The organism is Burkholderia oklahomensis C6786 (assembly GCF_000959365.1).
Taxonomy (GTDB): Bacteria; Pseudomonadota; Gammaproteobacteria; order Burkholderiales; family Burkholderiaceae; genus Burkholderia; species Burkholderia oklahomensis.
Genome location: NZ_CP009555.1, coordinates 353,631 through 374,910 on the forward strand (window position 1 = coordinate 353,631; position 21,280 = coordinate 374,910).

Annotated in this window: 15 protein-coding genes; 6 read left to right on the forward strand and 9 right to left on the reverse strand. The window is 68.1% G+C overall.

From position 1 onward, the window contains the following. The first annotated feature begins 3 nt into the window (after positions 1-3). The 3 genes from BG90_RS01580 to BG90_RS01595 all read left to right on the forward strand — a co-directional run bounded on the left by BG90_RS01580 (position 4) and on the right by BG90_RS01595 (position 7,541). Entirely contained in the window at positions 4-3,114 is a 3,111-nt protein-coding gene (locus BG90_RS01580) for an MdtB/MuxB family multidrug efflux RND transporter permease subunit (protein WP_010102593.1), read from the forward strand. Beyond that, on the forward strand, positions 3,115-6,417 hold the full coding sequence (locus tag BG90_RS01585; protein ID WP_010114672.1) for an efflux RND transporter permease subunit: 3,303 nt from the start codon (positions 3,115-3,117) through the stop codon (positions 6,415-6,417). A gap of 494 nt (positions 6,418-6,911) precedes the next feature. Next, on the forward strand, positions 6,912-7,541 hold the full coding sequence (locus BG90_RS01595) for an SDR family oxidoreductase (RefSeq protein WP_010114660.1): 630 nt from the start codon (positions 6,912-6,914) through the stop codon (positions 7,539-7,541). 133 nt (positions 7,542-7,674) lie between these two features. Here the strand turns inward: BG90_RS01595 and BG90_RS01600 are convergent, their stop codons facing one another. Continuing rightward, on the reverse strand, positions 7,675-8,223 hold the full coding sequence (locus BG90_RS01600) for a peroxiredoxin (RefSeq protein WP_025989742.1): 549 nt from the start codon (positions 8,221-8,223) through the stop codon (positions 7,675-7,677). Between the two features lie 290 nt (positions 8,224-8,513). Between BG90_RS01600 and cdpA the strand changes: the two genes are divergently transcribed. Next, a complete protein-coding gene (cdpA, locus tag BG90_RS01605; protein WP_081469731.1) occupies positions 8,514-10,256 on the forward strand; it encodes a cyclic di-GMP phosphodiesterase CdpA in 1,743 nt (580 codons plus the stop codon). Between the two features lie 33 nt (positions 10,257-10,289). Further along, on the forward strand, positions 10,290-11,747 hold the full coding sequence (locus BG90_RS01610; RefSeq protein WP_010114647.1) for an HDOD domain-containing protein: 1,458 nt from the start codon (positions 10,290-10,292) through the stop codon (positions 11,745-11,747). 197 nt (positions 11,748-11,944) lie between these two features. Here BG90_RS01610 and BG90_RS01615 read toward each other — a convergent pair whose 3' ends face one another. From BG90_RS01615 to BG90_RS01645, 7 genes are all read right to left on the reverse strand, one after another. Then, the gene (locus tag BG90_RS01615) at positions 11,945-12,727 is read right to left on the reverse strand and encodes a c-type cytochrome (RefSeq protein ID WP_010114645.1); all 783 of its coding nucleotides are present in this window, start codon (positions 12,725-12,727) and stop codon (positions 11,945-11,947) included. Next, positions 12,724-14,349: a b(o/a)3-type cytochrome-c oxidase subunit 1 gene (locus tag BG90_RS01620; protein WP_010114643.1), complete on the reverse strand. Its 1,626-nt coding sequence runs from the start codon at positions 14,347-14,349 to the stop codon at positions 12,724-12,726. The genes BG90_RS01615 and BG90_RS01620 overlap by 4 nt, the downstream gene beginning before the upstream one ends. Continuing rightward, positions 14,336-14,893, reverse strand: coding sequence for a cupredoxin domain-containing protein (locus tag BG90_RS01625; RefSeq protein WP_010102577.1), 558 nt, complete (start codon positions 14,891-14,893; stop codon positions 14,336-14,338). The genes BG90_RS01620 and BG90_RS01625 overlap by 14 nt, the downstream gene beginning before the upstream one ends. A 25-nt stretch (positions 14,894-14,918) precedes the next feature. Further along, positions 14,919-15,101 (reverse strand): hypothetical protein, encoded by a 183-nt coding sequence (locus BG90_RS01630; protein WP_010102575.1) that lies wholly within the window; start codon positions 15,099-15,101, stop codon positions 14,919-14,921. A 7-nt stretch (positions 15,102-15,108) separates the two neighbouring features. Next, positions 15,109-16,398, reverse strand: a complete 1,290-nt coding sequence (locus tag BG90_RS01635; RefSeq protein WP_010114641.1) for a c-type cytochrome — start codon at positions 16,396-16,398, stop codon at positions 15,109-15,111. Next, positions 16,398-17,114, reverse strand: a complete 717-nt coding sequence (locus tag BG90_RS01640; RefSeq protein ID WP_045568031.1) for a c-type cytochrome — start codon at positions 17,112-17,114, stop codon at positions 16,398-16,400. The genes BG90_RS01635 and BG90_RS01640 overlap by 1 nt, the downstream gene beginning before the upstream one ends. Positions 17,115-17,524: 410 nt before the next feature. After that, positions 17,525-18,769, reverse strand: coding sequence for an aspartyl protease family protein (locus tag BG90_RS01645; RefSeq protein ID WP_010114637.1), 1,245 nt, complete (start codon positions 18,767-18,769; stop codon positions 17,525-17,527). A gap of 397 nt (positions 18,770-19,166) precedes the next feature. On the opposite strand from BG90_RS01645, the gene BG90_RS30945 reads away from it, so the two are divergent. Continuing rightward, positions 19,167-19,355, forward strand: coding sequence for a thioredoxin domain-containing protein (locus BG90_RS30945; protein ID WP_010114635.1), 189 nt, complete (start codon positions 19,167-19,169; stop codon positions 19,353-19,355). A 30-nt stretch (positions 19,356-19,385) separates the two neighbouring features. On the opposite strand, the gene BG90_RS01655 is transcribed toward BG90_RS30945, so the two are convergent. Further along, on the reverse strand, positions 19,386-21,113 hold the full coding sequence (locus BG90_RS01655; RefSeq protein WP_010114633.1) for a sensor histidine kinase: 1,728 nt from the start codon (positions 21,111-21,113) through the stop codon (positions 19,386-19,388). Positions 21,114-21,280 lie beyond the last annotated feature (167 nt).

Below are 21,280 nucleotides of genomic sequence, written 5' to 3' on the forward strand. Positions count from 1 at the left end.
TCGATGAATCCGTCCCGCGTCTTCATTCTTCGCCCGGTCGGCACCGCCCTCCTGATGGCGGCGATCCTGCTCGCCGGCCTCGTCGCGCTGCGCTTTTTGCCGCTCGCCGCACTCCCCGAGGTCGACTATCCGACGATCCAGGTCCAGACCTTCTATCCGGGCGCGAGCCCCGAGGTGATGACGTCGTCCGTCACCGCGCCGCTCGAGCGGCAGTTCGGGCAGATGCCGTCGCTCAACCAGATGTCGTCGCAGAGCTCGGCGGGCGCGTCCGTCATCACGCTGCAGTTCAGCCTCGACCTGCCGCTCGACGTCGCCGAGCAGGAAGTGCAGGCGGCGATCAACGCGGCCGGCAACCTGCTGCCGTCGGACCTCCCCGCGCCGCCGATCTACGCGAAGGTCAATCCGGCCGACGCGCCCGTCATCACGCTCGCCGTCACGTCGAAGACGCTGCCCCTCACGCAGGTTCAGGATCTCGCCGACACGCGGCTCGCGATGAAGATCTCGCAGGTGGCGGGCGTCGGCCTCGTCAGCCTGTCGGGCGGCAACCGGCCGGCCGTGCGGATCCAGGCGAACCCGCTCGCGCTCGCGTCGTACGGCCTCAATCTCGACGACCTGCGCACGACGATCTCGAACCTGAACGTCAACACGCCGAAGGGCAACTTCGACGGCCCGACGCGCGCGTACACGATCAACGCGAACGACCAGCTGACGAGCGCCGAGCAATACCAGGACGCCGTCGTCGCGTACAAGAACGGCCGGCCCGTGATGCTGACCGACGTCGCGAAGATCGTCGCCGGCTCGGAGAACACGAAGCTCGGCGCGTGGGTCGATTCCGAGCCCGCGATCATCCTGAACGTGCAGCGGCAGCCGGGCGCGAACGTGATCCAGACGGTCGACAACATCAAGGCGATCCTGCCGAAGCTGCAGGAATCGCTGCCCGCCGCGCTCGACGTGCAGATCGTCACCGACCGCACGACGATGATCCGCGCCGCCGTGCGCGACGTGCAGTTCGAGCTCGGGCTCGCGGTCGCGCTCGTCGTGCTCGTGATGTACCTGTTCCTCGCGAACGTCTACGCGACGATCATCCCGAGCCTGTCGGTGCCCTTGTCGCTGATCGGCACGCTCGCGGTGATGTACCTGTCGGGCTTCTCGCTGAACAACCTGTCGCTGATGGCGCTCACGATCGCGACGGGCTTCGTCGTCGACGACGCGATCGTGATGATCGAGAACATCGCGCGCTACGTCGAGGAAGGCGATTCCGCGCTCGAAGCGGCGCTGAAGGGCTCGAAGCAGATCGGCTTCACGATCATCTCGCTGACGGTGTCCCTCATCGCCGTGCTGATTCCGCTCCTCTTCATGGGCGACGTGGTCGGGCGGCTGTTCCACGAGTTCGCGATCACGCTCGCGGTGACGATCGTGATCTCGGCCATCGTGTCGCTCACGCTCGTGCCGATGATGTGCGCGAAGCTGCTGCGCCACACGCCGCCGCCCGAGAGCCACCGCTTCGAGGCGAAGGTGCACGTGCTGATCGATCGCGTGATCGCGCGCTACGGCATCGCGCTGCAGTGGGTGCTGAACCGGCAGCGCTCGACGCTCGTCGTCGCGTTGCTGACGCTCGCGCTCACCGCCCTTCTCTACGTCGAGATTCCAAAGGGCTTCTTCCCGACCCAGGACACGGGCGTGATCCAGGCGATCACGCAGGCGCCGCAGGCCGTGTCGTACGGCGCGATGGCCGAGCGGCAGCAGGCGCTCGCGGCCGAGATCCTGAAGCATCCGGACGTCGAGAGCCTCACGTCGTTCATCGGCGTCGACGGCTCGAACATCACGCTGAACAGCGGCCGGATGCTGATCAACCTGAAGCCGCGCGACGAGCGCAGCGAGACGGCGAGCGACGTGATCCGCTCGCTGCAGCAGCAGGTGTCGAACATCCCCGGCATTTCGCTCTACATGCAGCCGGTGCAGGATCTGACGATCGACTCGACGGTGAGCCCGACGCAGTATCAGTTCATGCTGACGAGCCCGAATCCGGACGAGTTCACGACCTGGGTGCCGAAGCTCGTCGAGCGGCTGAAGAAGGAGCCGTCGCTCGCCGACGTCGCGACCGACCTGCAGAACAACGGCAAGTCGGTCTACATCGAGATCGACCGGGCGACCGCCGCGCGCTTCGGGATCACGCCCGCGACCGTCGACAACGCGCTCTACGACGCGTACGGCCAGCGGATCGTGTCGACGATCTTCACGCAGTCGAACCAGTACCGCGTGATCCTCGAGTCCGAGCCGCAGATGCAGCACTACACCGAATCGCTGAACGGCATCTACCTGCCGTCGGCGGGCAGCGGCCAGGTGCCGCTCTCGACGATCGCGACGTTCCACGAGCGGCCGGCGCCCCTCCTCGTGTCGCATCTGTCGCAGTTCCCCTCGACGACGATCTCGTTCAACCTCGCGCCGGGCGCGTCGCTCGGCGAGGCGGTCAAGGCGATCGACGCGGCCGAGCGCGACGTCGGGCTGCCCGCGTCGTTCCAGACGCGCTTCCAGGGCGCGGCGCTCGCGTTCCAGGCGTCGCTGTCGAACCAGCTGTTCCTGATCCTCGCCGCGATCATCACGATGTACATCGTGCTCGGCGTGCTGTACGAGAGCTACATCCATCCGATCACGATCCTCTCGACGCTGCCGTCGGCGGGCGTGGGCGCGCTGCTCGCGCTGATGATCACCGGGCACGACCTCGACATCATCGGGATCATCGGCATCGTGCTGCTGATCGGCATCGTGAAGAAGAACGCGATCATGATGATCGACTTCGCGCTCGAAGCCGAGCGCGTCGAGGGCAAGCCGCCGCGCGAGGCGATCTATCAGGCATGCCTGCTGCGCTTCCGGCCGATCCTGATGACGACGCTGGCCGCGCTGCTCGGCGCCGTGCCGCTCATCGTCGGCTCCGGCGCGGGCTCCGAGCTGCGCCAGCCGCTCGGGATCGCGATCGCGGGCGGGCTCATCGTGTCGCAGGTGCTGACGCTCTTCACGACGCCCGTGATCTACCTCGGCTTCGACGCGCTCGCGCGCCGCATCCGCGGCTTCTTCGATCGCTCCGGCTCGACGGCCGCGCATCCGGACGCGTAAATGAACCTGTCGCGTCCGTTCATCACCCGCCCCGTCGCGACGACGCTGCTCGCGCTCGGGATCGCGCTCGCCGGCCTGTTCGCGTTCGTCCAGCTGCCCGTCTCGCCGCTGCCGCAAGTCGACTTCCCGACGATCATGGTGCAGGCGTCGCTGCCCGGCGCGAGCCCCGAGACCGTCGCGACGAGCGTGACGAGCCCGCTCGAGCGGCACCTGGGCTCGATCGCGGACGTCTCCGAGATGACGTCGATGAGCTCCGTCGGCAACGCGCGGATCGTGCTGCAGTTCAACCTGAACCGCGACATCGACGGCGCCGCGCGCGACGTGCAGGCGGCGATCAACGCCGCGCGCGCCGACCTGCCCGCGAGCCTGAAGAGCAACCCGACGTATCGCAAGGTCAATCCGGCCGACTCGCCGATCATGGTCGTGTCGCTGACGTCGAAGACGGCGTCGCCCGCGAAGCTGTACGATGCCGCGTCGACGGTGCTCCAGCAGTCGCTGTCGCAGATCGACGGAATCGGCCAGGTCAGCCTGAGCGGCTCGGCGAACCCGGCCGTGCGCGTCGAGCTCGAGCCGCAGGCGCTCTTTCACTACGGAATCGGCCTCGAGGACGTGCGCGCCGCGCTGTCGTCGGCGAACGCGAACAGCCCGAAGGGCGCGATCGAGTTCGGCCCGAACCGCTATCAGCTATACACGAACGACCAGGCATCGCAGGCGTCGCAGTACAAGAATCTCGTGATCGCCTACCGCAACCACGCGGCCGTGAGCCTCGCGGACGTGTCGACCGTCGTCGATTCGGTCGAAGACCTGCGCAACCTCGGCCTCGCGAACGGCGAGCGCGCGGTGCTCGTGATCCTGTACCGGTCGCCGGGCGCGAACATCATCGAGACGATCGACCGCGTGAAAGCGGCGCTGCCGCAGCTGACGGCCGCGCTGCCCGCCGACATCAAGGTCTCGCCGGTGCTCGACCGCTCGAGAACCATCCGCGCGTCGCTCGCCGACACCGAGCACACGCTCCTCATCGCGATGAGCCTCGTCGTGATGGTCGTGTTCCTGTTCCTGCGCAACTGGCGCGCGACGCTGATTCCGAGCGTCGCGGTGCCGATCTCGATCATCGGCACGTTCGGCGCGATGTACCTGCTCGGCTTTTCGCTGAACAACCTGTCGCTGATGGCGCTCATCGTCGCGACGGGCTTCGTCGTCGACGACGCGATCGTCGTGCTCGAGAACATCTCGCGCCATATCGAGAACGGCACGCCGCGGCTGCAGGCCGCGTTCGACGGCGCGCGCGAGGTCGGCTTCACGGTGCTGTCGATCAGCCTGTCGCTCGTCGCGGTGTTCCTGCCGATCCTGCTGATGGGCGGCATCGTCGGGCGCCTGTTCCGCGAGTTCGCGATCACGCTGTCGCTCGCGATCGGCGTATCGCTCGTCGTATCGCTCACGCTGACGCCGATGATGTGCGCGCGCCTCCTGCCCGAAGCGCACGATCCGCGCGACGAAGGCCGCTTCGCGCGCTGGCTCGAGCGCGGCTTCGAGCGGATGCAGCGCGGCTACGAGCGCACGCTGTCGTGGGCGCTGCGCCATCCGCGCACGATCCTCATGACGCTCGTCGCGACGATCGCGCTCAACGTGTTCCTGTACATCGTCGTGCCGAAGGGCTTCTTCCCGCAGCAGGACACGGGCCTCATGGTGGGCGGCATCCAGGCCGACCAGACGACGTCGTTCCAGGCAATGAAGCTCAAGTTCACCGAGATGATGCGCATCGTCAGCGCGAATCCGAACGTCGCGAACGTCGCGGGCTTCACGGGCGGCGCGCAGACCAACTCGGGCTTCATGTTCGTCGCGCTGAAGGACAAGCCGGGGCGCAAGCTGTCGGCCGACCAGGTGATCCAGCAGCTGCGGCCGCAGCTCGCCGACGTCGCGGGCGCGCGCACGTTCCTGCAGGCCGCGCAGGACATCCGGATGGGCGGCCGGCAGAGCAACGCGCAGTATCAGTTCACGCTGCTCGGCGATTCGACGGCCGAGCTGTACAAGTGGGGGCCGATCCTCACGGAAGCGCTGCAGAAGCGCGCCGAGCTCGCCGACGTGAACTCCGACCAGCAGCAAGGCGGCCTCGAGGCGATGGTGACGATCGACCGCGCGACGGCCGCGCGCCTCGGCATCAAGCCCGCGCAGATCGACAACACGCTGTACGACGCGTTCGGCCAGCGCCAGGTATCGACGATCTACAACCCGCTCAACCAGTACCACGTCGTGATGGAAGTCGCGCCGCAGTACTGGCAGAGCCCGGAGATGCTGAAGCAGGTGTACATCAGCACGTCGGGCGGCAGCGCGAGCGGCGCGCAGACGACGAACGCCGCGGCGGGCACCTACGTCGCGACGTCGGCGGGCACGTCGGCGGCCGGCACGTCGGCGCAGAGCGCCGCCGCGATCGCCGCCGATTCGGCGCGCAACCAGGCGCTCAACTCGATCGCGTCGAGCGGCAAGTCGAGCGCGTCGTCGGGCGCGGCGGTGTCGACGTCGAAATCGACGATGGTGCCCCTGTCCGCGATCGCGAGCTTCGGGCCGAGCACGACGCCGCTGTCGGTCAACCATCAGGGTCTCTTCGTCGCGACGACGATCTCGTTCAACCTGCCGCCCGGCGTGTCGCTGTCGAAGGCGACGCAGGCGATCTACCAGACGATGGCCGAGGTCGGCGTGCCGCCGACGATCCAGGGCAGCTTCCAGGGCACGGCGCAGGCGTTCCAGCAGTCGCTGAAGGATCAGCCGATCCTGATTCTCGCGGCGCTCGCGGCCGTCTACATCGTGCTCGGGATCCTGTACGAGAGCTACATCCACCCGATCACGATCCTGTCGACGCTGCCGTCGGCGGGCGTGGGCGCCCTCCTCGGCCTGCTGCTCTTCAAGACCGAGTTCAGCATCATTGCTCTGATCGGCGTGATTCTCCTCATCGGCATCGTGAAAAAGAACGCGATCATGATGGTCGACTTCGCGATCGATGCGTCGCGGCAGGGCAAGTCGTCGTTCGATGCGATCCACGAGGCGTGCCTGCTGCGCTTCCGGCCGATCATGATGACGACGATGGCGGCGCTCCTCGGCGCGCTGCCGCTCGCGTTCGGCCGCGGCGACGGCGCCGAGCTGCGCGCGCCGCTCGGGATCGCGATCGCGGGCGGGCTGATCGTGTCGCAGATGCTGACGCTCTATACGACGCCCGTCGTCTATCTGTACATGGACCGGCTGCGCGTGTGGGCCGAGAAGCGGAGGAATCGCGGCGCGTCGGGCGGCGCGGCGATCGCGGGCGAGTGACGCGCCGGGCGGGCTCGACGCGGGCGGGGCGCGCCGATCCGCGCGGCGCCCGCGGCACGCGCGCCGGCCTCGCGGATCGTCGGCCGTGCGTTGACATGCCGTCTCTCGCGCCGCGCCCGGGCGACGGCGCCGCGCCGCCCGCATCGCGCGAAAGCGCGTCGCCCGGCCTCTCCGTCGCGTGCGAAGCCGCCGTGTCACAAATGCTTACGCCTGATACGAAGCCCGTCGTCTATTCATGAATGAGCGGGCCGCGCAGCCGGCGGGAAAAACCACCGCCGCGCCGCGCCGCCCGCGAACGCCCCGGCACCGGCGATCGGCACGGATCCGCGCACTTGCGCCGTCATGTGCGCCAGCCCGCCGCCGCGCGCCGGACCTTGATCCGAATCTCGTTTCGGCGCCAACGATCGGACGCGAATTCGGCATACACTTGTACGTTCGTCGTCAGTCCCTCGTGGAGGGCGCCATTGACGCAGCGCAATGCAAGGAGCGGTTTCATGTCGATGAAGGTACTGCTGATTGGCGCGTCCGGCCGCACGGGCCGCGCGCTCGCGGACCTGCTGCTCAAGCAGCAGGATTTCGAGGTCACGGCGCTCGTGCGCCGGCCGGATTACGCGCTGCCGGGCGCGAAAGTCGTCGTCGCCGACCTGGAAGACGACTTCTCGTCCGCGTTCAGCGGCATCACGCACGCGATCTACGCGGCGGGCTCCGCCGAATCCGAAGGCGCGGCCGAGGAGGAGCGGATCGACCGCGACGCCGTTGCGCGCGCGGCCAAGTATGCGAAGGCGCACAACGTGCAGAAGCTCGTCGTGATCAGTTCGCTGAGCGCGTACTGGCCGGAGCGCAGCCCCGAGTTCCTGCGCCATTACTCGCAGATGAAGCGCGAAGGCGACGACCGCGTGATCGCGTCGGGCATCGACTACGTGATTCTGCGGCCGGGCCCGCTGTCCGACGATCCGGGCATCGGCAAGATCGCGCTCACCGAGGAGCGGCTCGACAACGCGCCGCCTGTCGCGCGTCAGGACGTCGCATGGGCGGCGATCGAGGCGATCAAGCTCGGCATCTCGAAGAAGACGATCGGCTTCGTCGGCGGCGGCGTGCCGATCGAGCAGGCGCTGCGCGCCTGAACGAACGGGCCGGGCGCGCGGCGCGTCCGCCGGCCCCGGCTGCCGGCATCGCGCCCGGCATGCCCCCCGCCGGCGCCCGCTCCAGGCGCGGCTGCCGCATCCCGCCCCCGCGCCCGAGACGCGGCCGCCGCCGTCACGGCTGCTTGTGCGACGCCGCCCACGCCTTCACCGCGTTCAGCGTGTTCTCGACGTGCTTGTCAGGCGACAGGCTCGTGTACCCATAGAGAATCTTCCCCTCCGGCGAAATCACGTACGACACGCGGTTCGCCTTCGAAATCGCCGGCAGCTTCGCGTCGTATTCGCGGATGATCTTCGCATCCGGGTCCGCGGCGACCGGGAACTTGCTGCGGCACTCGCTGACCGAAAACTTCGTCAGCGTGCCGATGTCGTCCGCCGACACGCCGATCACCGTCGCACCATACTGTTTGTAAGCGTCGACCGCGTCGGCGAACGCATGCGCCTCGATCGTGCAGCCGGTCGTGAACGCGGCCGGATAGAAGTACAGCACGACGGGCCCTTTCTTCAGCGCGTCGGCGAGCGAGTACGTGTAGGTCTTGCCGCCGAGCGACGCCTGCGCGCTGAACTCGGGCGCCGCGTCGCCGACCTTCAGCACCGCATGGGCCGCGACCGTGTACAGCGCGAAGAGCGCGGCCGCCGCGCCCATTGCCAGTTTTCGATTCATCTGAGTCCTCGTCTTCGAATGTCCATACGTTCAACAGGGTCTGGCGCCCGGCAAGCCGGCCGCACGCGTTCGCATCCCGAACTGTCGCACATGACGAAATGCTCTAGATCGTTTCTTCCCTGACACTAAAGAATCGGCACAATGCGCCGTTATTGCGTCCGGACACCGGTTCCAGCCCCTTCACGCCAGCGAGAAACATGGAAGCCATCAGGAACAAAACGCCCCGCAAGGGCTCCTGGCGCGCCGCACTTCACAAGCTCCGCCGCTTCGCTTGGTCGGGCGGCGCGCTGATGCCCGCGCGCGCCGGCACGCCGCGCGCCGACGATACGGTCCGAAGCTGGTTGGAGCAAACCGTCGGTGCGGTCGATTTCCTCGCTCACGTGGATCGCGATCTGCGCTTCCTGTACGTGTCGGACGCGAGCCTGCGCTTCATCGGCTACCACCGCGACTATCTGCACACGCTGACGCTGCGCGACCTGATCCCCGAGCAGGATACCGCGACGCTCGACGGCCTGCTCGCACGCGCGTCGGAGACGGGCGACGTCGAGAAGGCGACGCTGTGCCTCGTCAAATCGCTGACCTACCCGCTCGACGTCGAGGTGCGCGCGGTGCGCAGCCGCCATCACGGCGTCGACGGCTTCGCGATCGCGGCGTTCGACGTGTCGTCGTGGCGCGCGATCGAGGCGCGGCTCACGTACGAGCTGCACCACGATCCGATGACGGGGCTCGACAACCTGTCCGCGCTGCTGCCCGCGCTGATGCGCGCGCAGCAGACGGCCGACGAAGGCGGCGGCTGCACCGCGCTCATCCTCCTCGATCTCGACGACTATCAGCGGATCAACCGCGCGCTCGGCTACGACGCGGGCGACGCGCTGCTGCGCGACACCGCGCAGCGGCTGCAGCGGCTCGCGACGCGCGGCGAGAGGCTCGCGCGCGTCGCGAGCGACAAGTTCGCGGTGATGCTGAGCGCGCCGACGCGCGTCGCCGCGATCGACGCGGCGGAGGCGCTCGCGCGGCAGCTTCAGACGGCGGTCCAGCAGCCTTACGCGCACGGCGGGCAAGCGGTGCACCTGTCGGCGAGCGCCGGCATCGCGATCTACCCGGATGCGCGCGCCGCCTCGAAGCACGCGCAGCATCACAGCCCGCTCTTGCGGCGCGCGGACCGCGCGCTCGCGCAGGCGAAGGCGGCGGGCGGCAACGCGCTCGCCTTCCATCAGCCGACCGACGACCCGGCCGACGCCGAGCGCCTGAAGCTCGAAGCCGATCTCTACAACGGCGTGCGCAACGGCGAGTTCTCGCTGCACTTCCAGCCGATCACGAAGAGCCACACGGGCGCCGTCGTCGGCGTCGAGGCGCTGATCCGCTGGCACCATCCGGTGCACGGACTCGTCGCGCCGGCGACGTTCATTCCGCTCGCCGAATCGATCGGCCTCATCAACTATCTCGGCAACTGGGTGCTGAAGGCCGCGTGCATGCAGCTCGTGTCGTGGGACCGGCAAGGGATCGCGCTGCAATACGTGGCCGTCAACGTGTCGCCGCAGCAGTTTCGCGATCCGCGCTTCACGCAGAGCGTGCGCGACGCGATCAAGCTGACGGGCATCGACCCGTGCCGAATCGTCCTCGAGATCACCGAAAGCCTGCTGATGCACGATCCGAATCACGCGAAGACGCTGCTCGAGGAAGTGACCGAGCTCGGCATCCGATTCGCGGTCGACGACTTCGGCACCGGCTATTCGAGCCTCGCGTACCTGCAGAGCTTCCCGCTCGCGAAGCTGAAGATCGACCGCAGTTTCGTCGAAAATCTGTTGACGTCGAGAAATGACCGCGCGATCGTGTCGGCGGTCGTCGGCCTCGCGCAGACGCTCGAGCTCGAGCTCGTCGCCGAGGGCGTCGAGACCGAGGCGCAGCGCACGCTGCTGACCGAGATGGGCTGCAACCACATTCAAGGCTGGCTCGTCTGCCAGGCGCTGCCGTCGGAGGAACTCGCGCAGCGCTTCGAAGCGCAGGAGCTGTATCTGCACGAAACCGCGTGACGCACGCCGCGGGCTTTCTCAATCACTGATCGTATGCCAATCACCGCACAACTGCCGCGAACGGCGCTGCTCGACAAGCTCTGGGCCCGGATGAACGAGCGCGGCGATTTTCCGCTGCTGTCGGACGCGCTGCGCGCGACGATGGCCGCGATGAAGAACGACGACCTCGACTTCACGGCGCTCGTGCGCGTCGTGCTGTCGGACTTCGCGCTGACGCAGAAGGTGCTGCGGCTCGCGAACTCGGCGATGTACATGGCGTTCGGCGGCAACATCACGACCGTCACGCGCGCGCTGATGGTGCTCGGGATGGACGCCGTCGGCCATCTCGTCGTCGGGCTCAAGCTCGTCGACCACTTTCATCAAAGCGCGCCGCGCCGCATCGACGCGAAGCTCGAACTGAACCGCGCGCTGCTGTCCGGCTGCGTCGCGCGCAAGCTGACCGAGCACGTCGACCTGCGCGCGGGCGAAGAAGCGGTCGTCTGCACGCTGATGCGGCAGGTCGGCAAGCTGCTCGTCGTCTGCTATCTCGACGCCGAGTGGGAAGAGATCCGCCGGCGCGCGGCCGAGCATGACGACGACGACGAAGCCGCATGCCGCGCGGTGCTCGGCGTCGGCTTCGACGAAATCGGCCTCGAGGCGGCGTCCCGCTGGCGGCTGCCGGAGCTGATCCGCGCCGGCATGACGCGCTTCGACGCGAACGACGGCGCGCCGCACGACGTCCAGTGGCTGCGTGCGGTGAGCCACTGCTCGACCGAGGTTGCGGCCGCGCTCACGTCGATGCACGCGCAGCAGCGCGACGCGCGGATCGCGGCGCTCGCGCATCGCTTTCACGGCGTGCTCGGCGCCGATGCCGACGAGCTCGCCGAGATCGCCGCGTCGCTGTCGCGCGAGGAGACGAGCGACACGGTGATGCGCGAGATCGTCGAGCTGCGCGCGAACGCGGACAAGATCGCGCGCGGCGCGTCGAACCCGCAGGCGTGCCTCGAAGCGGGCCTCGCGGATCTGCGCGCGCTGCCGTCCGAGCACGTGCTCGGCCCGGTGCTCGCGCTCGCGTCCGAAAGCGTGCTCGCGGGCCTCGCATTCACGCGCACCGTGATGTTCGTGCGGCGCGACGACGGCACGTTCGCCGCGCGGCTCGGGTTCGGTCCGGACGTCGACGCGCAGCTCGAGCGGTTGCGCTTTCACGAGACGTTCGAGCCCGACGTGTTCCACCTCGCGATCACGAACTCGGTCGGCATCTTCATCGAGAACGCGCGCGACCCGAAGATGGTCAAGCGCCTGCCCGCGTGGTATCTGGACGCGTTCGACGACTCGCGCGCATTCGTGCTGCTGCCCGTGGTCGCGGAGCAGAACGCGGTCGCGCTGCTGTACGGCGACTGGGCGGCCGGCCAGCCGGCGCGCAAGATCACGCAGCAGGAAATGGGCGTGCTCAACGAGCTCGCGGCCGAGCTCGGGCGCTTCTTTCGCGGCGCGCAGGGCGACGACAAGTGACGCGCGCGATCATACGCGGCCACGCACGACGCATATCACCGCCCTTCGGTCAAAAGCGGCAAACGGGCTCGCCCCGTTTGCCGCTTCGTTCTTTCACGACTTGATCGCACGCGAAACGCGCGCCGCCCTGCCCCGCCCGCGTGCCGCAAGCCCGCGTGCCGCAAACGCGGCAAGCGCGGCCGCCGCGCGCACCCGCGTTACGGCCGGCCCGCGTAATACCGCGCGGCGGCCGCGATCTCGTCGGGCGTCATCTGCCGCGCGACGTTGCGCATCTGCTCGCTGATGTCGTTGTGCCGCGCGCCCGATGCGAACGCCTGCAACTGCGCCTTGATGTAGACCTCGGGCTCGCCTTCGAGCCACGGCCCGCCGACCTTGTTGTCCATCCCGCCGTGGCACGACGCGCACGGCGCGATGTTGCGCATCGGCGCGCCGCTCGCGACGATCTTCGGCGGATTCGCGGCGGGCTTCGCCGCGGCGCGCGGCAGATATGAATAGAACGCCGCGAGATCGCGCATGTCCTGATCGGACAGATTCACGACCATCGGCGCCATCACCGCGTTCGTGCGCGCGCCCGCCTGGAAGTCCTTCAGCTGCTTGTAGATGACGGCCGCATACTGGCCCGCGAGGTTCGGCGAATTCGCGTCGCTCATCCCGCGCGCGCCGTGACACATCGTGCAGCGCATCGCGAGCGTCGCGCCGCGGCCGATCGACAGGCTGTCCGTCCGCGTCATCATCTGCGGCGTGACGACGACGGCGCTCGTCTTGACCGTCGCCGGCTCCGGCTGCGACGGCAGCCACGCGCGCGGCACGCCGGCCGCGCTGCAGATCGCGTTCCAGATGCCCTGGAACTGCGCATCCTTCTGCACGGACGGCAGCCAGACGAAGCCGATCAGCACCGACGCGACCACCGCGAACAGCGTGAGCCCGACGCTGACCGTAAACCAGCGGTTGCGAATCGAAAACAGACGTTCCGTGCTCATCGTTGCGCCCCCATGTAGATCGCCGGCACCGACGGTTGCTTGAGCGCCATCAATTGCGCGATCGGATAGCCGTAGTTGACGACCGTGAGGCCGATCATCAGCGCGACCCACAGCCCGAAGCTGTTGAGCGCGACGGGCAGCGTCTTCGGCTCGTGCACGGCCGAGCTGAACGTGAACTCGGCGGGCTTGACCTTCGCGCCGCGATGGCTGCGTATCAGCACGACGAAGAACAGCACGGCCGACGCGACGAGAATCAGCGCGCCGACGACCGACATGATCACCCAGATCGCCTGCGGCGCGAGCGCGGGATCGCTGTAGTCGTAATAGGCCATCCGGCGCGGCATGCCGAGGATGCCGACGTAGTGCCACGGGAACGTCGTGACGATCATCCCGACGAACCACAGCCAAAGCTGCGTCTTGACGAGGCGCGCGCTGCCGAGCGCGCGGCCCGTCAGATGCGGCCACAGCTCGTATGCGATCGCGAAGTACATGATGACGACCGCGCCGCCGAAGATCAGGTGGAAGTGGCCCGTGATCCATTGCGTGTTGTGGATCGTCGAATCGAGCTGGTAGCTCATGTTGATGAGCCCGCCCGCGCCGCCGAAGCCGAGCATCACGAACGAGAACGCGACGGCGAGCATCATCGGCTCGTGCCACGGCAGCGCGCGCAGCCAGCCGAACGCGCCCTTGCCGCCGCGCAGCCGCGCGGCGATCTCGACCGACGCGCACACCGTGAACACCGTGAGGAGCGTCGGCACCGCGACGAGCGCCGTGAACACCGACTGCAGAAACTTGAAGCCCGAGCCGACCTGCGGATCGGCGAACAGGTGGTGAATGCCGATCGGCATCGCACCGACGAGGAACAGGATGAACGAGATGCGCGCCATCCCGTCGCTGTACAGCTTGCCGCCGATCGCGCGCGGCACGAGCGTGTAGTACGCGATATACGCGGGAATCAGCCAGAAGTAGACGATCGCATGCAGCGTCCACGAGAAGAACACGCGCGCGAGGCCCGCGTCGATCGTCGACTTGAGCCCGAGCGCGACGGGCAGGATCTGGAACAGGATCTCGATCGCGGCGCCGACCGCGGTCCAGCCCCACAGATAGGCGCCCGCGACGTTCGCGAACATCGCGAGCGGGATCGGCGCGCCCGGATTCGCCTTCTTCCACGCGTACAGGTTCACCGACATCAGCGCGACCCAGATCCACGACCCGACGACGACGAGCACGACGCCGAGGTAGTAGAACGGACTGCCGATCATCGGCGGATAGAACGTGTACAGCACCGACGACAGGCCGAGCGACACGGGCGTCATCGCGACGACCGAGCCGAGCGCGATCAGCCAGAAGCCCGTCCACGCCCAGCGGCGGCCGACGAGCGGCATCTTGAGCGCGAGCTCGCTGATCGCATAGCCGAAGCCCATCGCGATCAGCGTCGGGAACACGTAGCCCATCACCGAGCCGTGCGCCGTCACCGAACGGTAGTAGAGCTCGGGATTGCCGAGCCACGGATGTAGCGGACTGCGCGCGAGCATCTGCCACGCGCCGAGCAGCAGCGCGACGCCGAAGACCGCGAACGCGAGCCAGAAATGGGCGAGCACCAGTCGATTATTCTTTAACACAGCTCAATCTCCGCGCGCTGGACGCCAGTTTGTCGAATTCCGCACGGTCAATGACCTTGACGTGCGCCCACATCCCCTCGTGCCCCGTGCCGCAATACTCGTGGCACGGCATCAGGTGCTCCTTCGGCTTGTCGAAGGTCGTCCTGAACGTCGCGACGTAACCCGGCTCGAGCATCGAGTTGATGTTGGTGTCGGTGATGAGGAAGCCGTGCACGACGTCCGCGCTCGTCGCGCGAAACGTGACGGGCGTGTTCGCCGGCACGAGGATGCACTGCGGCGTGAACGAGTACTGCTGGCCGATCACGCGCACCGTGACCGAGCCGTCCGGCTCGCGCGCTGTGCCGAGGTTGCTCTCGACGAATTCGCCCGAGACATGCAGCGTCGTCGGGTCGATCGTCTCGACGCGCGACGGCGGCATCATCGCCCAGTGAAGGCCGGTGTACACCATCATGGCGACGAGGACGATCATCAGGCCGACGGCGAGGATCGCCCACCTGCGCTCGATCCGGGCCGCGAGCTGCGCGCCGTCGAGACGGTCTGGCATAGGTTGTTTGGACATGGGAGCCGGATTATTGGATCACGCCGCGAGGCAGGAAGACGAGAAAGTAGAAGGCGAACCACAGCGCGATCACGATCGCCGTCGCGGTGCCCGCGAGCGCGAGCGCGCCGCGCGGCCCCGCGCGGACGATCTCGTCGACCGCGTCGTCGTGCGGATCGGGGTCGCCCCCGCGTCGTTGGGAAGTGTCGCTCATGATGTCCTCAATAGAGCGGAGCGGAACGCAGCGCGTTGGCTTCCTTCGCGGAAACCGGCGCGCCGCGGTTGCCCCAGGCGGTGCGGATGAACGTCGTCACGGCGGCCACCTCGTCGTCCGACAGCGACTGGGCGAAAGGCGGCATGCCGTAGGGCTCGGGATTCTTCGCGGTGCCGGGCGCGTAGCCGCCGTTCAGCACCATGCGGATCGGATTCACCGCGGACGTCATCTGGATCGACTGGTTGCCCGCGAGCGGCGGGAACGCCGGCGTCTTGCCGCGGCCCGTCTTGCCGTGGCAGCTCGCGCACTGCGCGTCGTAGATCTTCGCGCCGAGCTTGTAGAGGCGCGTCTCTTCCGACGCGGGCATCTTCGCCGGCGGCGCGGACGCGGATTCGCTGCCGCGCTGCGGCAGCGACTTCAGATAGACGGCCATCGCGCGCACGTCGTCGTCGGACAGGTGCTGCAGGCTGTCGTAGACGACCTCCGCCATCGGCCCGTACACCGCGCCGCGATGCGACGCGCCCGCCTGCAGCAGGCCCGTGATGTCGGCGATGCTCCAGTCGCCGAGCCCCGCTTCCTTGTTCGACGTGAGCGACGGCGCGTACCACGCCTGCATCGGAATCAGCCCGCCTTCGAACGCGTTCGATTCCGAGCTGCCGCCGAGCGCATTGATCGCGGTGTGGCACATCGAGCAGTGGCCGAGCCCCTGCACGAGATACGCGCCGCGGTTCCATTCGGCCGACTTCGCGTTGTCCGGCTGATACTCGCCTTCCTTGAAGTACAGCGTGCGCCAGCCGATCAGGAGCTGCCGGTTGTTGTACGGAAAGCGCATGTCGTGCGGCCGGTTCGCGAGCTTCACGGGCGGCACCGAGCGCAGGTACGCGAAGATCGCGTCCGAGTCCGCGCGCGTCACCTTCGTGTACGCGGCGAACGGCATCGCCGGATACAGCAGCGAGCCGTCGCGCGAGCGGCCGGTGTGCATCATCGAGTAGAACTCGTCGGCCGTCCATTTGCCGATGCCCGCCTCGTCGTCGGGCGTGATGTTCGGCGAATACAGCGTGCCGAACGGCGTCGGCATCGCGCGGCCGCCCGCGAAGAGCTTCTCGCCCGGCACCGTATGGCACGCGATGCAGTCGCCCGCGCGCGCCAGATATTCGCCGCGCCGGATGGTCGCCGCGTCGTTCGACGGCTGCGCGGATGCGACGGACGCCGCGCCCGCGGCTGCGAGCAGCACGCCGGCGAATGCGAGCGCGCTGCGGAATTTGACGATCAATTGCTTGTGCACCGAGGCCTCCATTAGCGCGGTTCGCTACCGCATGCGAGCGGCATGTCGAGCGAGCCCGCGGGGGCGGGCGACGGATTGGCGGGCGCGGGCCGCGACGCGAGCCACGCCGAGATCGCGGTCACGTCGGTGTCGGTGAGCCGGGATGCGACCTGCTGCATGCAGTCGGGCGCGATCGACGCGCGCGTGCCGTAGCGCCATTCGCCGAGCTGCGCGCTCAGGTATTCCGCATGCAGGCCGAGGAGGCCCGGCACGGCGGGCTCCATGCCGGTGAGCGCCGCGCCGTGGCACGACGCGCACGCGGGAATCTTGCGCGACGGGTCGCCCGACCTCACGAGCTGCTGCCCTCGCCCGAGCACCGCGGGCGCGGCGGCGGGCGCCGCGATCGCCGGGAACGGCGGACGCCGGCTCGCGAAGTGGTCGGCGATCCGATGCAGGTACGCGTCGGGCAGATACGCGAGCAGGTAGTTCATGGGCGGATACTTGCGCCGGCCGTCGCGGAACGCGACGAGCTGGTTGTACAGATAGCCGGCGGGCTTGCCGGACAGGCGCGGGAAGTAGTCGTTCGACGTTCCCTCGCCCTGCCTTCCGTGACACGCGGCGCATGCGAGCACGCGCGCCTCCATCGTGTCGGGCGCGCGTTCGGTCTGCGGTTCCTGGGATAGCGCCGTCTGGCTCAGCAAGGCGCACAGCACGGCAAGTGCAGCGGTGGGTCTCGAGGTCACTGTCATCCTCTCCGGCAAGGCATCCCGTTCCCGCCATCGACGCGAGCCGCCCCTGCGGATCGTGGGGTAAGCGGGTGCGTCGCCGGCACCATCGCTTTCTTTGGTCTCATGGGAACTTGTTGTTCAAATTTTCAATGTCGCGAAAATCTCATGAGCACCGTTGCCTTGCATTGATTCATGTCAATTAAATACCTCTTTTCGCTGATAGTCGATCGGACGCGCGATCGCAAATCTCGTTTTTTGAATTTAGTCGCTCATGCGCGAAGCGCAACGTTTCGCGACGCCGCACGCGCCGTCGCGATTTTTCTCTTATGCGGCAATGCGTTACGCGCGGCGAGCCCGCGCGAGTCGTCGTCGCTGCGGCGCGCGGGACGCGCCGCCCGCGGCCGCCCGAGCGGCCGGATCAAGGCCGTGCGTCATATCCGCACGGTGCGGCGCGCGCCGCCGCGTTCGATCGCGATCTCGAGCGAGCCCGCCGGCGCCGTGCTCAATCGATCGCGCACGTCGTCGATGGCCGACGGGTCGACATGCTTGCCGTCGATCTCGACAAGCACGTCGCCGTTTTCGAGGCCGTAGCGGCCGAGCTCGTCCGGCCGGTTGTGGAACAGCTGCACACGGCCGTCGACGTAGCGGATCGCGATCGTGCGCAGCGGCTGCGGATCGTCCTGCGTGAAGCGGCTCGCGTCGTAGCAGAACTCCATCGTGCTCGGCACGAACATGTAGCGATCGAGCCGCGCGAGGAAGTTCATCCCGAGCATGTCGCCGCCGCCCTCCGCGACGCGCAGGCCGCCGATCGGCTTGCCGTCGAACGACAGCCCCTTCGCGAAGTAGTCGAGCGACTGCCCGACGCCCTTCACCGACAGGCTCGGCACCGTGTCGCCGAGCGGCTTCGCGGCCTTGTGGCTTGCGAGGAACGCGAGCGTCGGCGCGGACACGATCGAATGGCGCGCGCCGGTATCGAAACGGAACATCGTCCATTGATCGCCGAAGTCGACGCTCACGGCGGGCGACTGGCCGAAGCTGTCCTGATACGGGACGCAATGCTGGAAGCGCTGCCCGGCGGGCGGATGACGCCAGACCGTCAGCGTGCCGCTGCGATTGTCGGCGACCCAGCTCAGTTGGCGAAAGATCTCGATGCCGACGACACCGTCGATCTGCGTGCCGAACGCCTGCGACAGCAACGACAGATCGAGACCGAGCCACGGATAGAAGCTCGGCACCTCGAAGCTGCCGAGCGCGAGCGGCAATGGCTGCCACAAGCGCACGCGCTCCTGCGGCAGCACGCCGTCCGCCGTCGCGAGGCCTTTCGCGAGCATCGCCCGGTACGCGATCGGAATCTGTTCGTCGGTCGACGGCTGCGTGATCGACTGCGCGAGCCGGTTGTCGATCACCGTGTGGCTCGCGCCCGTGTCGACGAGAAAGTGATAAGTCTTGCCCGCGATCGCAACGGGCACGACGAATCCGCTCTTCGGCTTGAACGATGCGGTCAGCACGGGCGTCGCGCCGCCGCGCTGCGGCTCGGCGCGCTCGCCGCAGGCTGTCGCGAGGAGCACGGTTGCGCAGACGAGCGCGAGGGTCGACAGCGCGCGCGGCGCGCGACGGCGGATAGCGGATTTGGAGCATGCGGGCGACTGCGAGGAAACGAATGCGTGTTGAACCATGAATGGCGGATGCGTGATGCGAAAGTGAAGAGGGGCGGACGATCGCGCGGGGCGGCGCATCGCGTCGTGCAGCGCATCGCATCGTGCAACGCGCCGTGCAACGTGCGCGCGGCGCTTGTCCGCGCGATGAAATGCACATGTAAGGGTCGACGATTCTATAGAAACGCCGTTTCGTCCGCTGTCGACTTTTGTTCGCCCGCTTTCGAATGATGCCGCGTGCTGCTTCGGCATCGCGCCGCCGCCCGCCCGCACGGCCGAGGCACGACGGCCGCCTCGTCCCGCCACGCCCACACGACGCTGGAGCGGCTGATCGCCGACGCGGAGCCCACTGCATGCGACGCGCTGCGCGAAAAAGGCACGCGATGCGCGAAGCTCGGCTTCGCTGCGCGTCGCGCAATTGCTCGACGCGACGCGCGCGCATCCGATCCCGATCACCCGGCCGTTCGTCGACACGCGGCGCGGCGCCCGGCTCTACCGACCGTCGGAACGCGTGCGGGGAACGCCGCCATCGCCGCTGCGCGGTCCGTTCACGAAGGAAGGCGGCGAGATCGCGATCGATCCGCGCGACCCGCGAGCCGGGCGCTGACGCACACGGCGGCCGCCGGGCGCCGCCGCGTCAATTGCGCAGTTCGCCGCTCTGCAGGACGGTCACCTCGTGCGACTGCACGAGCGGAATGTGAACTTCGATCGACGTGCCCTGCCCCGGCGCCGTCTGCACCGACAGCGTGCCCTGCACCAGATAGGCGCGCTCGCGCAGACCGACGAGCCCGAACGAATTCGGCTTGCGCGGATTCGCGGTGTCGAAGCCGACGCCGTCGTCGCGGATGCTCAGCATCACCTCGTCATGATCGGCGATGAGCCGGATATCGACGTGCGACGCACGCGCATGGCGCCCGACGTTCGTCAGCGATTCCTGCAAGATGCGGAACGTCGCGCTCGCCTGCGGCTCGACGAGATCGAGCTCGGGCGGATCGATGACGAGCGTGCAGCCGATCCGGTGCCGCTGCTGGAACGCCTGCACGAGCCACTGGATTGCCGGGACGAGCCCGAGATCGTCGAGCATCAGCGGCCGCAGATCGGATGCGATCCGGCGCGTCGCCGCCACCGCGCCGTCGAGCAGTCCGCGCATTTCCAAAAAGCGTCCGGCGAGCTCGTTGCCCGTCGTCGACACGCGTTCGAGATCGAGCCGCAGCATCGCGAGCGTCTGCGCAAGCTCGTCGTGCAGCTCGCGCGCGATCCGGCCGCGCTCCTGCTCGCGCGCGGTCGAGCTGATCGCGGCGATCTCGCGCAGTTCCTCGCGCGAGCGCGCGAGCGCCTCCTCCGCGCGCTCGCGTTCGGCGATCTCGCGCCGCAGCTCGCGGTTCACGGTCATCAGCTCGCTCGTGCGCTCGGCGACGCGCTGCTCGAGCAACTCGTTCGCTTCGTTCAGCTGGACGGTCTTCTCCTGCACGCGCCGGTGCTCGATCCGCTCGCCGTGCAGCGCGAGCACCGTGCGCGCATACAGCTTGCCGTTTTCGAGCAGCAGCGCGAGCAGTACGAAGCTCGACGCGACGAGGCCGTAGATGCGCCCCGCATAGAAACCGAGATCGAAACGGCCGCGATTGAGGACCGCCGACAGCGCGATGTCGAGAAGCCACGCGCACAGCACGACGACGAGCCACAGATCGAGCACCGAGTGCGGCCGGCGCAACGCGAGCAGGATCAGCGCGCCGAGCGTCAGCAGCCAGACCGTCGTGACGACGCCGCGCATGAGCGGCGTGTAGTGCTGATTCTGCATGATGGCCGGCAGCAGTTCGCGGCCGCTCGTCGCCAGCGCGGCGAACGCGCCCGTCGCGACGACCGCGGTGCCGATGCAGACGATCACGGGCAGCACGACCCGCCCCGTGTAGAGCGGCTGCCCGCGCTCGCCGCGGCTGACGAACGTATAGGCGATGACGCAAAGCGGAAAGCCGCCGTGCCAGAACATGTAGAGCCACGCGGTGGTCTGCGGGCCCGCGTCGAGCAGCCCGTTCTGCAGGAACAGGCCGGGGAACGTGAGCATGTGCACGCTCGCCATGAAGCCCGTGAACAGATAGCCGCCCGCGAGCACGACGAGGGACTTGGTGCGCAGGATGCCGAACTGGCCGAGCAGGAGGCCCGCCGTGATCAGATCGCAGATCACGATCGCCGACTGATAGATCGGGATGAACGCCCACACCTGCGGCATCTGGATACGCACGAACGGCGCGAGCGTGGCGAACAGGACCACGGACAGCACCACCGCCGTCATCGCGAGCCGACGCTCGCGGCGCTCAGGCTGCAATGTCGACAGGAAGATTCTCGATTCGTCCGCCAACTCGCCCATTCTGGTTCTCCTCACCCCGCGAGCGTGCTCGCTCGGGCACGTCGCGCGATCCCGTTCAGCGCGACTATTATGAAATCGATCTTGCTTCGTGAAAAGCGGACGCGCATCGGCGCGGCACGGGCGGCCGGCGTGGAGCAGCGGGCTCGGGCGCTGCGACGCAGCATCGC

Coding starts and splice junctions, on each gene's coding strand:
- BG90_RS01655 (WP_010114633.1), bottom strand. CDS start 21,113: ATGGGCGAGTTGGCGGACGAATCGAGAATCTTCCTGTCGACATTGCAG.
- BG90_RS01585 (WP_010114672.1), top strand. CDS start 3,115: ATGAACCTGTCGCGTCCGTTCATCACCCGCCCCGTCGCGACGACGCTG.
- BG90_RS01595 (WP_010114660.1), top strand. CDS start 6,912: ATGTCGATGAAGGTACTGCTGATTGGCGCGTCCGGCCGCACGGGCCGC.
- BG90_RS01640 (WP_045568031.1), bottom strand. CDS start 17,114: ATGACAGTGACCTCGAGACCCACCGCTGCACTTGCCGTGCTGTGCGCC.
- BG90_RS01600 (WP_025989742.1), bottom strand. CDS start 8,223: ATGAATCGAAAACTGGCAATGGGCGCGGCGGCCGCGCTCTTCGCGCTG.
- BG90_RS01630 (WP_010102575.1), bottom strand. CDS start 15,101: ATGAGCGACACTTCCCAACGACGCGGGGGCGACCCCGATCCGCACGAC.
- BG90_RS01615 (WP_010114645.1), bottom strand. CDS start 12,727: ATGAGCACGGAACGTCTGTTTTCGATTCGCAACCGCTGGTTTACGGTC.
- BG90_RS01625 (WP_010102577.1), bottom strand. CDS start 14,893: ATGCCAGACCGTCTCGACGGCGCGCAGCTCGCGGCCCGGATCGAGCGC.
- BG90_RS01645 (WP_010114637.1), bottom strand. CDS start 18,769: ATGGTTCAACACGCATTCGTTTCCTCGCAGTCGCCCGCATGCTCCAAA.
- BG90_RS01580 (WP_010102593.1), top strand. CDS start 4: ATGAATCCGTCCCGCGTCTTCATTCTTCGCCCGGTCGGCACCGCCCTC.
- BG90_RS01610 (WP_010114647.1), top strand. CDS start 10,290: ATGCCAATCACCGCACAACTGCCGCGAACGGCGCTGCTCGACAAGCTC.
- BG90_RS01635 (WP_010114641.1), bottom strand. CDS start 16,398: ATGGAGGCCTCGGTGCACAAGCAATTGATCGTCAAATTCCGCAGCGCG.
- cdpA (WP_081469731.1), top strand. CDS start 8,514: ATGCCCGCGCGCGCCGGCACGCCGCGCGCCGACGATACGGTCCGAAGC.